General features: G+C 66.0%; 12 protein-coding genes. 4 read left to right on the top strand and 8 right to left on the bottom strand.

What is annotated here, in order from left to right; all coding sequences use genetic code 11:
* Positions 1 to 29 precede the first annotated feature (29 nt).
* Entirely contained in the window at positions 30 to 398 is a 369-nt protein-coding gene (locus JGU71_RS22950) for an Rv2175c family DNA-binding protein (RefSeq protein ID WP_199706819.1), read from the top strand.
* Positions 399 to 428: 30 nt separating this feature from the next.
* Here JGU71_RS22950 and JGU71_RS22945 read toward each other — a convergent pair whose 3' ends face one another.
* From JGU71_RS22945 to JGU71_RS22935, 3 genes are all read right to left on the bottom strand, one after another.
* Positions 429 to 1,391, bottom strand: a complete 963-nt coding sequence (locus tag JGU71_RS22945) for a phytoene/squalene synthase family protein (protein ID WP_199706818.1) — start codon at positions 1,389 to 1,391, stop codon at positions 429 to 431.
* Positions 1,388 to 3,037 carry an alpha-(1->6)-mannopyranosyltransferase A gene (locus JGU71_RS22940; protein WP_199706817.1) on the bottom strand — a complete coding sequence of 550 codons (1,650 nt, stop codon included), beginning with the start codon at positions 3,035 to 3,037 and terminating at the stop codon, positions 1,388 to 1,390. The genes JGU71_RS22945 and JGU71_RS22940 overlap by 4 nt, the downstream gene beginning before the upstream one ends.
* Before the next feature lie 125 nt (positions 3,038 to 3,162).
* On the bottom strand, positions 3,163 to 4,320 hold the full coding sequence (locus JGU71_RS22935) for a polyprenyl synthetase family protein (RefSeq protein WP_372433217.1): 1,158 nt from the start codon (positions 4,318 to 4,320) through the stop codon (positions 3,163 to 3,165).
* A 68-nt stretch (positions 4,321 to 4,388) separates the two neighbouring features.
* On the opposite strand from JGU71_RS22935, the gene JGU71_RS22930 reads away from it, so the two are divergent.
* Complete coding sequence (locus JGU71_RS22930; protein WP_199706816.1) at positions 4,389 to 5,357, top strand: methylenetetrahydrofolate reductase; 969 nt, start codon at positions 4,389 to 4,391, stop codon at positions 5,355 to 5,357.
* Here the strand turns inward: JGU71_RS22930 and JGU71_RS22925 are convergent.
* From JGU71_RS22925 to JGU71_RS22905, 5 genes are all read right to left on the bottom strand, one after another.
* Complete coding sequence (locus JGU71_RS22925; protein ID WP_199706815.1) at positions 5,331 to 6,479, bottom strand: glycosyltransferase family 2 protein; 1,149 nt, start codon at positions 6,477 to 6,479, stop codon at positions 5,331 to 5,333. The two genes, JGU71_RS22930 and JGU71_RS22925, sit on opposite strands and share 27 nt — an antisense overlap.
* Entirely contained in the window at positions 6,476 to 7,261 is a 786-nt protein-coding gene (locus tag JGU71_RS22920) for an LppM family (lipo)protein (protein ID WP_233529933.1), read from the bottom strand. Before JGU71_RS22920 ends, JGU71_RS22925 begins: the two co-directional genes overlap by 4 nt.
* A gap of 64 nt (positions 7,262 to 7,325) precedes the next feature.
* The gene (locus JGU71_RS22915) at positions 7,326 to 8,153 is read right to left on the bottom strand and encodes a carotenoid biosynthesis protein (protein ID WP_199706814.1); all 828 of its coding nucleotides are present in this window, start codon (positions 8,151 to 8,153) and stop codon (positions 7,326 to 7,328) included.
* Positions 8,150 to 9,712 (bottom strand): phytoene desaturase family protein, encoded by a 1,563-nt coding sequence (locus tag JGU71_RS22910; protein ID WP_199706813.1) that lies wholly within the window; start codon positions 9,710 to 9,712, stop codon positions 8,150 to 8,152. The genes JGU71_RS22915 and JGU71_RS22910 overlap by 4 nt, the downstream gene beginning before the upstream one ends.
* Positions 9,709 to 10,371 (bottom strand): GNAT family N-acetyltransferase, encoded by a 663-nt coding sequence (locus JGU71_RS22905; protein WP_307829818.1) that lies wholly within the window; start codon positions 10,369 to 10,371, stop codon positions 9,709 to 9,711. Before JGU71_RS22905 ends, JGU71_RS22910 begins: the two co-directional genes overlap by 4 nt.
* Positions 10,372 to 10,570: 199 nt before the next feature.
* Between JGU71_RS22905 and JGU71_RS22900 the strand changes: the two genes are divergently transcribed.
* A complete protein-coding gene (locus JGU71_RS22900) occupies positions 10,571 to 11,029 on the top strand; it encodes an SAV_6107 family HEPN domain-containing protein (RefSeq protein ID WP_307829799.1) in 459 nt (152 codons plus the stop codon).
* 263 nt (positions 11,030 to 11,292) lie between these two features.
* Positions 11,293 to 11,730 carry an SCO2097 family morphological protein gene (locus tag JGU71_RS22895; RefSeq protein ID WP_199706812.1) on the top strand — a complete coding sequence of 146 codons (438 nt, stop codon included), beginning with the start codon at positions 11,293 to 11,295 and terminating at the stop codon, positions 11,728 to 11,730.
* Positions 11,731 to 12,186 lie beyond the last annotated feature (456 nt).

Below are 12,186 nucleotides of genomic sequence, written 5' to 3'. Positions count from 1 at the left end.
ACGGTGGGTGAACAGATAACGTATGCGTCGTGAGTGCAATTCCATACAGCGACGACGTGCTGCCAGCCTCGGTTTCGCTGCTGCAACTTCCTGACGTGGCAAAACATCTCGGCGTCGTGGTGACGCGGGTCCACCAGCTACTCCGGGACAGGCAACTGCTCGCGGTGAAGCGCGACGGCTACATCGGCGTGCCCGATGCGTTCTTCAACGACGACGGCACCATCGTCAAGTTCCTGCCCGGTCTGCTCGCCGTACTTCGCGACGGCGGCTACTCCGAGGCTGAGACGCTGCGCTGGCTGTTCACCGAGGACGACAGCCTGTCCGGGACACCCGCGCAGGCTCTTCGTGGGCACCAAGCGCGCGAAATCATCCGCCGAGCGCAAGCGATGGCGTTCTAGCGCAACGGGTTTCGAGCGCTGTGATATGGCTCAGCCGAGGCGTCGCGCAGCAAGCGCACGCGCGAACTCCGGCGCGGCGACAGCGAACCGGCGAGATCTCGGAACGACGGCTCTGCGGTCGAGCACGCGGAAGTCGGCCTTCTCGATCTCGTCGAGGATGTCGGCGTAGAGGGTGTATGCGGCGCGCATCGCAGGCCTGACCTGCGGGTCCAGCATGTCGATACCGGGCCGGGCAGTGCGGTAGATCGATCGGTTGACGGCGGCGAAGTGCGCAAGCGCATTGCGAACACGACGATCGGTGGTCGCGGTTCGCTGGCAGTGCAGCAACAGGTCGTGGTCGACGCCGAACACCGCGAGTTCGTCCGCGGGCAGGTACAGTCGCCCGCGCTGCAGATCTTCACCGACATCGCGGATGAAGTTGGTGAGCTGGAATGCCTGGCCGAGTGCAGCAGCACAGGGTCGCGCCACCTCGAGCGGCACGACGGCGCCGAGCACCGCGAGCAGTTGCATACCGATCGTCGCGGCGGACGCTTCCATGTATTCGCGAAGCTCGGCCATCGTCGTGTATCTCGTTCGGAAGCGTTCCGTGCCAGGCAGATCCATTCGCATCGCGCCGAGAAACGCCCAGACGTGGTCGGGATCGACCTCGTAGCGAGCCATGGTGTCGGCAAACGCGAGCAGAGTCGGTCGCCAGTTGGGATCGAGCTCGACCGTGCGCTGATCGTCCGCGGTGATCAGCTCGTGCAGCTGTGCCTCGATCCGGTCGAGCTCTCGGGCGCATTCCTCCCAGGTACGGCTCGAACCCGCCTCGACGTCGACCAGATCGTCGATCGTGCGTGCAAACGCGTAGAGCGAATGAAATCCGGGCCGACGGTCGGCAGGTAGCAGCCGCGTCGCAAGGTAGTACGTGCGGCCGTGGCCGACCGCTACTTCCCGGCACAGGTCGTAGGCGGCTTCCAGTTCGACGCTGAGCTGCGGAGTTGGGGTGGTCATCTGCCGGCTCGATCCGTCGATGGTTGTACTCGGTCCGCAGGTGCGGGCTGCTGTGGCACGTCGTCGGTTCGGACAACCGGTTTCGACGCGGGACCGACAACCTCGTCGGGTGTTGCGCGCAGCCGTAGGGGATCGACCGTACGCAACGACAACGCGGCGACGATGGCTGCGAAGGTTGCGGCGGCGACGTGCGGGAACGTGTAGAGCCCGATCGAACCGTCCGGCTGGAACACCAGCATGAGCCAGGTCGAGAGCCCGACCAGGATCATCAATGTCGTTGTCGAGAGCGCGAATCCGGCCGCGAGCGCAAGTGGCCACGAGTAGTACCACGGCAGCGCGGCGGGGGAGAGGATGACGATCGCGACGAACGCGATCAAGATGCCCATGACCGCTTCGCGTTCGCTGCGCCGGAAGCGCCACCAGGTCCACACGAGAATCACCAGCAGCGCGATCGCGCACATCAACCGCGTCACCTCGAGAACGGGTGCGAGCCGCACATCGGCGAACCACGACGTTCCGACCGTCACCAGGTGCGCCATGATCGTCGGCAGCGACAACCAGTTGATGATCTTGGCGGAGCCGGACAACGCTGTGAGCCAGCCGATCCCGACGCCCGCGATCGCCGACGCTGCCACGAAGACGGCTGCGAAGACGCCGACCCCCGCACTGGCCGTTCGCAGGAACAACCCGATCTCGCTGTGCCGTTCGGGCTCGGTCGTACCGTTGCGTGCAGCGAGTTCGGCGCGGCGCTCGCGTTCGTGCACCATCCAGATCCACACCAGGAACGGCAGTGCGATACCAGCGGTCGCCTTGATGGCGACGCCGACTGCGACTACGACGATGCCTGCGACGTGGTGATGTTCGAGGACGAGCGCGATGCCTGCGGCCATCAGGCCGACCATCAGCATCTCGTTGTGCACGCCGCCGATGAGGTGAATCAGCACAAGGGGATTGAGGACGGCGAGCCACAGTGCAACAGCGGGCTTACCGCCGAGGTGGCGGGCGATGTGGGGGACCGCCCACATCATCAGCGCAAGACCGGGCAGCATCGTCAGCCGCAACAGCATGGTGCCCGCGACGACGTTCTCGCCGGTGATCGTTGTGATCGCCTTGCCGAGCAGCAGAAAAATCGGGCCGTACGGCGCAGTCGTCGTCGTCCATACGTTGCTGACGTTGTCCAACAGCACACCGGGATTGGCAACGGGACCGACGGCGTAGGGGTCGAAGCCGTCACGCAGCAGGGCGCCTTGAGCGAGGTAGGAGTAGGCATCGCGGCTGAACATCGGGACCGCGAGCAGCAGTGGTCCGATCCACATCGGGACGATGGCGCGCAGTTCGTTGAGGGTGACGCCACCCGCGATGGTCGCTCGCCCGAGCCGAACCCACGCGGTGATCATCAATACGACGCCGATCCATACGAATGCGGTCGACAGGGCGAGGCCGTGTCCGTAGCGCAACCACGACAGATGTGCCGATTCGAGCAGCGGATCCTGGCGGCGAACACTGCCTGCGCCGAAGCCACCGAACATGATCATGACCGAGCCGACGAAACCGAGTACCGCGGCATGCCCCTCGGGGCTGCGGACGAAGTGCGACATGGTGCGGGACGCGGCGGAGAATCTGGTTCGCGAGGTGAGGAGCGACATCTGCTGTGTTTCCTCCCCTGAAGGTGCGCAGGCCGCATTGGCCGTGGAAGTGTCCGGTCGGGTACCGAGTTTAGTAGCTAGCGGGCGAAAACCACGCTTCTGCCTCGCGATGGCCGGGCGCCGGGTCAGGAATTGCGCGACGTCGCCGCCAACGCCATCGCCCGCAAGCGGTCTTTGACCGGTGGCGTCGCGCTGCTGCTGTCCAACGCGGTGAGTGCTCGAGCGGTGAGCGTGCCGATCCGATGCTCGACGTCGTCGACAGCGCCGAGATCGATCAGTGTCCTGCGGATGTCGTCGACCTCGGTATCGGAAAGGTCGGTGCCGATCCCGTCGCGCAGCCGTTGCGCCGCACCGGGCGCACTCGCGTCGGCGCACTGCAGGGCGACGGCGTAGAGCACCGTGCGTTTGCCTTCCCGCAGGTCGTCGCCGGACGGTTTACCGGTGATCGAGGGGTCGCCGAAGACGCCGAGCAGGTCGTCACGCAGCTGAAACGCGATGCCTATATCGGTACCGAACGTCCGGTATGCCTCGATGAGCGATGCGTCGGCACCGGCGAGCAACGCTCCGATGTGCAGTGGCCGTTCGATGGTGTAGGCCGCGGTCTTGTAGCGATTGATGCGGAGCGCGGCCTCGACGCTTTCGTCGCCACTCGCCTCACCGGCGATGTCGAGGAACTGACCGCCGAGGACCTCGGTGCGCATCGCCGACCAGACCGGAGCCAACCGAGCGACCGCAGCCGGGTCGAGTTGCGCTTCACGCACCATGTCGTCCGCCCAGGCCAGCGCTAGATCGCCGAGCAGAATCGCGGCAGCGGAACCGAACTGTGCCGCTTCACCCGACCAACCGTGCGAGGTGTGCCGATCGGCGAAGGTCACGTGAACGGTCGGGAAGCCGCGCCTGGTGTGCGAGGAATCGATGATGTCGTCGTGAATCAGCGCGCAGGCCTGCACGAGTTCGAGTGCCGCGCAGACCTGTAGGACACCGGAGGCGCTGACCGGGTCGACTGCCGGATCGCCACCGGCACCCAGCCAACCGGTCCAGGCGAAGGCCGGCCGAATACGTTTGCCGCCCCGCAGGACGAACTCTTCGAGGTGGCGCACCGCGGCTGCGAAATCGCCGCCGACCGGATCGATCAACTCCCGCCGCGACGCGAAGAATGCGCGCAGAGCCGACTCGAATGCGGCGGAAAGTTCTGCGGGTTCGGTCGAGATCGGGACAACTCCGGTGGACAGTGCTACCTCCCAGATCGGCCGAGAACGATCTCGGGTGCGGGTGCATCCCAACCATAGTGGGGTGAGCCGACGAGCCCGGCCACACCTGCACTCCGAGCCGGCTCACCTATGCTTGCCCGGTGACATTCGATTCCGTCCGGGGCCGCGACAGCGCGGGCTGGGTATCCCGAACGCCTTCGATCGTGGACCGATTGCGGACCGACGAGGGCGGCCGAGTGCCGTTCTCCGTCGAATTCTCCCCACCGCGAGACGCTGCCGCAGAGGCGCGGCTCTGGCGAGCTGTGCGCGAATTCGAGCGGCTGCAACCGGCGTTCGTATCGATGACCTACGGCGCGGGCGGATCGACGCGCGACCGCACTGTTCGCGTCACCGGCCAGCTTGCCGAGGAGACGACGCTGCTGCCGGTCGCACACCTGACCGCGGTATCGCACAGTGTCGACGAGCTGCGATCGATGGTCGGCGCATACGCGGACCGCGGCATTCGCAACATCCTCGTGCTACGCGGCGACCCGCCCGGCGATCCGATGGGCGAGTGGTGCAAGCATCCCGACGGCGTCGAATATGCCGACGAACTGGTTCGGCTGGTGCGTGATCTCGGTGACTTCCACGTCGGCGTCGCGTCGTTCCCCGAGGGTCACCATCGTTCGCCCGATCTCGCGCACGACACCAAGTTCCTGGTCTCGAAACTGCGTGCGGGCGCGGAGTATTCGATAACCCAGATGTTCTTCGACGTCGAGCACTACCTGCGGTTGCGTGATCGGGTCGCACTGCTCGACGCCGAGCAGGCCGCCAAGCCGATCATCCCCGAGCTGATGCCGATCACGTCGCTGCGCTCGGTCCGCAAGATGGTCGAGTTGTCCGGATCTGTGCTTCCGCCGGCGTTGGAGGCACGCCTCGCTGCCGCCGCGGGCGACGGGCCGGAGGAAAATCGGGCCGCCGTACGTGAGGTCGGCATCGACGTCGCCACCAAGATGGGCGAGCGTCTGATCGCCGAGGGCGCACCGGCGCTGCACTTCATCACGTTGAACTTTGCTCGTGCGACGAGCGAAGTGTTGGCCAACCTAGGTCTCGCTGTCACCCACGTTTAGCGCCCTGCCCTTCCAGGCGAGCGTGCCGCGTCGCCGCGACCGGTGCGAACGCCAGGTCAACCGTAGATACAGCAGCACCGACACCGGGTGCAGCAGGGCGTCCGGCAAGGTCGTCGTCGGCGTCCCGCCGCTTTCGGTCGATCGGGCAGCCACCCTGCCTGCGACGGCGGCGGCGTACCCGATCAGTCCCCACCGGCGCTCGCTGCCGACAACCGCTGCGAGCGGCGGAATCAGATAGGCCAGCACCGCGTAGACGCCGACCCCGGCACTGCCTGCGACCGAACCGTATGCGGTCCACAGCCAGCGCTCGTAGCCCTGCTCCAGATCGTCGGAGGTTCGATACATCCGACAGCGGGCAAGCGAACCGGCCCCGACGACAGAGGTTCGCATGCCTGCGCGGCGGATGGCGCGGGCCAGATCGAGATCCTCGGTGACGCTTGCGGCAACCGCGCTGTGGCCGCCGACCGCGCGATAGGACGCGGCATCGAACACGAGAAACTGCCCACAGGCGACAGCCATCGACGGACGCAGGGACCGCTGCGACGGCACGATCGGCAGCGTCGAAGCCCACGACCAGCACAGCAGCGGCTGAATCAGACGTTCGGTCGGGGTGAGCGCGTCCTGTCGAGGCCACGCGGTCAGCAGCGCAACGCCGGACCGTTTCGATTCGTCGACGGCTGCCGCGAGCGCGCCAGGTTCGAGCCGGACGTCGGCGTCGAGAAACACGATGGTGCCTGCATCGGCACCTTGTGAACTCTCAGCGAGATCGGCGAGTGTCGAACATGCTGCAGACTTGCCCGTCCAGCCAGGTGCGGGGTCTGCTTCGCTGTGATGCAGTGCGAATCGGGTGTCGCCGTCGATCGCGGCAACAGCGGCGGCGTAGGTGTCGTCGGTGGAGTTGTCGTCGAGAATCAGCACGCGCAACGCAGCGACACCGGTCTGTGCGCGCAGATCACCGATCAGTTCCGGCAGGCGCTGTGCTTCGTTGCGGGCGGGCACGCACACCGTCACAGGCTCCGACGTCGTTCGCCCGGAACACAGTTGCCCGACGGTGCACCGGTTGTACACGGCGACCGTCGCTCCGGCGACGGCGAGAACTGTGCCGAGCCGCGCTACCCTCACGCGTCTTCGGTCTGCTCTTCCTTCTTGCGGCCGCCCAGCTTGCCCGAGAGCTTGCCCGGCAACGAGAGGCCGCCCGCGGCGGCACCGCCGCCGCCCGGCCTAGGCCTCGGATCGCGGGTGACGTAGGCGAGCGCGGCGATGATCGCGGCAACGCCGAGTGTCGCGCCGCCGACGATTCCCGCCCAGCCTGCGAAGCTGCGGGTGTTCGGATCCGAGTATCTGACCTCTGCGCGGATCGTCGTCACCTCACCGGGTGGCAGCTTCCACGAGACGATCGAGTCGTTTTCCCTCGTGCCGTTCGTCGTTGCGACGCGGGCGGGAAAGGCGATGGTGAACTGCACGTCGGTGCCCTGTGCTGGAACGGACTTCAGGTCGACCTTGCCGGTCAATGTCACGAGGTCGCCACTGCGCTGCAGCTGCAACTGGAACGCACCCGCGCTCTGATCCGACATCAGACCGAGCTGCTGCACGTCGCCGAACGACAGTCCCTGGAAGAAGGCCTGGCTGCCGACGTAGCCGTCCTGCTTGTACTCCTGCACACGGACTTTCGATTCGAGTGACTCCGGCGGTTCCAGCTGCGGACCCTTGTCGGCTTCGTCTTTCGGCACCGTCGCGGCGACGATCTGGCCGGACACGCGATCGTCGGCGGAAACGCCCATCGAGACCTGGACGCGCAGGCAGCCCGCAAGCAGCGGAACGAGCAGCGCGAGCATGGTCAGAGCGGCGACGCGACGTACGCGGCCGCGTGTGGAGTCCCTCGAAGTCAGCGGCACAGAGGTCATCCTGCCATCCGAGCGCCGTCGTCGCGTCATCGACATTCGCCCGAACTGCTCCGACCGGCGGCGATCAGCGATTCTTGGGTGCGTGGACTCGTAGTTCGGCATAGCTGGTCACTCGAGCTGCGACCTCGGGCGCGATACGTGCCAGCAGCGGGACGCCGAGCACACCCATGACGACAAGACCGTAGATCGCGGAGAAGCGCAGTTCCGGTGCGGACAGAAACACCGCGTGAGCGAGCGCGGAGCCGAGCCAGGTCCACACGAACAGTGCGATTGGCACCGCAAGCATTCGGTCGGGGACGTCCGGGACGTCGGAGCGGGGGAGCCGTGAGATCGCAAATGCCATCGTGACGGCGACAGCGAACCAGCCCAGATAGTTGGTGACGGGTATGTGTCCGAGTCCCGGTAGGCCAGCTATCTCGGAGTGCCAGGTCCACTGGCCGTCGGCAACCATCTGCGGGTCGAGATAGAGGTCCCAACCGACCGCGCCGAAGCCGGTCGCGAGAATTTGTAATCCGTTGCGGCGGAACAATATCGTCGCGACGGTCCACACCGTGTAAATCCCTGCCGTCCAGGCCAACGCGACCGCGAGGGGGACCCCGCCGACCGTGTTGCCGAGCCTGCCGACCGCGTAGTCGTACGGGCCGAACGGGAAACCCGTTGCTGTGCCGAGCATTTCGACCGCAAGCCCGAGTCCGCCCGTGCATGCCAGGAAGCCGAGGGTCCACGCGGTGCCACGCACGAGCACGGCGTGCCCGAGGCACGTCGAGGCGAACAGTGCGACGACTGTCATCGTCACCTGATCTCGCACGTCGCCGTTGGTCAGCGGGTACGCGATCTGCGCGGCGATGGTCGCCACCGCGAGACCGGCCGGAATTCGCTGTGTGAGTGTCATCTCCGCCGCCACGGTAGTCGTGCGTCGGACAACGCGAGTCGTGCTGCTGTTCGACCGCTTGCCCCGCTCACCCCACCGCCGGGGTGTGTGGACGCGCCCGTCAGGTAGAGGCCCTTCGAGCCGGGAACGCGATGTCCGGAGAGTTCGGGGATCGGTCGCCACATCATCATCTGATCGAGCGACATGTCGAGATGCATGATGTTGCCCCCGAGCAAGCCCATCTCGCGTTCCAGGTCCTTCGGTGTCTGCACGTGCCGGTCGAGCACCGATGCTGCGAAGCCCGGTGCGACAGCGTCGACCTCGGCAACGATCCGGTCGGCTTCGCCCTCAGCGAGGTCGTCCCAGTTCCGGCCACCGCTCGGCGCGTACGGATGCCACTGCGACCACAGTGACACCTGGTGCTGGCCCGGGGGACAGACGGACGGGTCGATGCCGCTGAAGCTCATCGCCAGAACAGCTGGGCGATGCGGCAATTCCCCTGCCAGGGTGGCGCCGTGTGCGAGGTGCAACTGACTTCGGTCGGCGACGAGGAGCTGCAGGCCCGACGTCGATTCCGCGACGGAGTCGGCTCCGGAGTAGCGAGGGAGCGCATTTGTCGCCAGTCGAACGACCATACCGATTCCCGGCCCGACCCGGATACGTCTGCGCCAACTGTCGAGAACCGTCGGGTCGTGGCCGCCGCGTTCGAGCAGGTCGAGGGTCGTCGAGATGTGACATCCCGCGACGACGCGGCGGGCGTGGACGGAACGTCCGTTCGCGGTCTCGGCGTGCCAACCGTCGCGAGCGTGGCGCAGTGCGACGACGGCGTCACCGCCGACGATGGTGCCGCCGTCCGCCTGCAGCTTCGACGCAAGTGCCTCGGTCAGTGCGCCGCTGCCGCCGACCGCCCTGCCCGGCGGCAGTGTGTGCATAAGAGCGGCGAACCCGACCATGGGTGCCGTACCCGGCTCCGACATCGGCGGTCCGGACTGGGCGCCGAACCAGGCGAGTGCGGCCTTGAGTCGCTCGCTGCGAAAAGTGGCGTCCAGCAACGCATTTCCCGAGGTGAGGAACTGGCGGGAGAGTTCGCTCGGGCTCGGTCCGACGTCGAGTCCCCAGAACGAGCGCAGTAGTTTCGGGCCGGTCGGCGGTCCGCCGAATGCGCGCATCACCCGAGCGCTTCGTGGTGCCCAGTCGGCGGTGAAGCTGCGGTAGTTCTCGGCATCGCTCGTTCCGCAGGCGGCGCGGATCGATTCGCAGGTGCGGTCGAGGTCTCGGTGGAAGACGATCGGGGGAGCGCCGTCGGCACCGGCAGGCGCGAAGGCCCATGGATCGCAGTCGACATAACGCAGGCCGTGTGCGTCCAGGTCGAGCTCGTCGAGGATGCCGGTGTGCCGGATCATGATGTGCGCCGACGAGCCACGATCGACGCGGTGTCCAGGAAAGCGTTCCACCGTCGATACGGCACCGCCGAAGACGGTGTCGCGTTCGAGAACCTCGACGGACCAGCCCGCTTCGGCCAGATAACACGCGGCGACGAGAGCGTTGTGTCCCGAGCCGACAATGACGACGTCGATCACAGTGGCGGGGCCGGATCGGTCGTCAGCGGCGTCCGCAGCGTGTGCGCAGCCAGGTGCAACGGCAGTGGCCTGCCGAGCACAGCGAACGGCCTGCTGTCGCCGGTGAAGGTGAACTGCCTGACGACGTCGGTGAAGCCGAGTCTGCGGTACAGCCGCCAGGCGCGGTTGCTCTCGCCGTCGACCTCGGGAGTGGAGAGCAGTGCCGTTCGTTCGGTGCGGACGTCGAGGAGTCGTCGCAACATGGCCTCGCCGAGACCGTGTCCCTGCGCGGCGGGGTGGACGTGCAGTTCGGTGAGTTCGAAATAACTCGACAGCATCGCGAGCGTGGCTTCCTCCGTCCAACCGAATCGGCGCATGCCGTCGTGGACCTGCTGATGCCACCACTGATGCGGTGCGCCGCGGTAGCCGTAGGCAACGGCGACCAGTGGTGAGTCTCGATTCGCGTGCGAGTTCGGGTCGGCGAGTACCGCGCCGACAGCACGCCACCCCGGCCGCGAAATATGTTCGGCCCACATGGGTGCGCGATGGTGTTCGGTTCCGCGCGGGTACTCCATGGCTGCGACATAGATCGCCAAGGCTTCGCGCAGTCTCGCTCGCACGTCGGCTGCGGACAGATCGACGACGACGGGAGCGTCCGCTGGGTTGATGGCGGGGTCGATCTCCACTGCCTTCACCCTTTTCTGTCGGCGACTTGTCGATTGGCGAACTTGTCGGTGGGTCGATCTATATTCAAACCGTCGAATGAATGTTCGACGCCGTTGATCCGGCGAATGCCCGTGGGAAGCGGGTTTCGCCGGGTCGTCGGGCGAACGGTTCTCGGTTCTTGATTGTCCGGCCGATAGCGAGGAGGTCATTGACATGGCTGGTCAGATTGCTCGGACCAAGCTAACCCACGGTCCCGGGAACACGCGAGGTCCGCGGGTCCTGCTGGAGCGTGCTGATCGCCTGTTGATGGATGCAGTCGGCGAAGACGATCCGAGAGAGCGCTTCCAGGTTGCCTATCTCGCTGCGCTCCGCGGCGCTGCCGCGCTTCTCGCCGGCAGCGCACCGGCCAAGCCGACCCGCGAGCGGTCGCGCAGCGCCTGGGTCCTGATGGCCCGCGCGGCCCCGGAGTTCGTGATGTGGGCCGACTACTTCGCCGATCACTCCGCAACGAGGGCTGCGTTGGAAGCTGGTCTCTCACGTGATGTCACAGTTGCCGAGGCGGACGACTTCTACACCCGCGTCGGTGCGTTTTTGCACGACGTCGAGGACGCGGTGGGCGACGGGGGACGGCTACGCCCGGCACCGGACTGGGACACCGAAGTTTCTGCCTGAGCAGATTCTTGGGATGTTTCGAGGTCGTGACGAGCCGATGAAGGCCGCTCGACGTGCTGATAACGGGTTTGCGACGGCTTCGATGCGGGTGTCCGAATTGGATACCTGCCGGTCTGGTGCGTCAATTCTTGACATGTCGTTTGCCGAGTAGGTGGTCCCACGTAGATTCACCTCGTATCATGGTGAATAGGTAGCCGCGAAAGTCGGCTATTCGTCGTCTTTGCACACAGACGTCGACAGTTTCTAGTGCCGGGGGAGGTACCGTGCCACTCTCCGAGCACGAGCAGCGCATGCTCGATCAGATCGAGAGCGCGCTCTATGCTGAGGATCCCAAGTTTGCGTCGACCGTGAAAGCTGGTCGGATGCGAGCGGCGACAAGTCGCCGTCGTCTGCAAGCAATCGCTCTGTTCGCCCTAGGGCTCGTACTACTCGTGACTGGCGTAGCTCTGCCGATTTTGCGGCCGGGCAACTTCCCGATCATCAGCCTGGTTGGTTTCCTGGTGATGTTCGGAGCAGGAGTGTTGCTCCTGCTCGGTGGATCGGGCAAGGCTCAACCGAACGGCGGATCCGATACGTCTACCGGCACCGGGGGAGGCGGATCCAAACCCTCCGGTCCAGGTAAGTCGCGTGGTCCCCGCAAATCCGGTGGCTTCGCGTCCCGGATGGAAGACCGTTTCCGCCGCAGATTCGAACAAGAGTAGGAATCGGACCTTCGGGTCCACCTCTCTGCCATAGCAACGCATAACGGCGTCGTACCGAAAGGTGCGGCGCCTTTTGTGCGTCCGGTCCACGTCCGCTGGGCGGTGGTGTCAGGGGTCCTTTGTCCCCGGCCGACGGCGTGAGAGGACCCCTCACGCCCCGAGGTCGGCGGAAATTGCGGAGCGGATGTGGCATCGGTCCCGCATGCGGGTACCAATGTGACATTTGCTCCGGGTGGGTGGGGTGCCGGTACTGATTTCAGGGCCGCCCCCACTTTGCCCCACCCGCCTCTCCACTTCGCCCCACTGGGCGCATCGAGCACCACAAATCCCACCCGAACGCTGTTTTGGGCCGCCTCGAGCCCGATAATCGACCGTCCCGGGGCCGCATGGGACGCGCTGACACCAGCTGTCGAATTGCGATGTTTCCTGGGGTTATGCCAACTGAACTGCAGGTTT

Origin of the sequence: Antrihabitans stalagmiti, assembly GCF_016482825.1 — a bacterium.
Lineage (GTDB): Bacteria > Actinomycetota > Actinomycetes > Mycobacteriales > Mycobacteriaceae > Antrihabitans > Antrihabitans stalagmiti.
The sequence above is the reverse complement of the archived record's forward strand: the minus strand, read 5'-3'. Positions and strand labels throughout refer to the sequence as shown.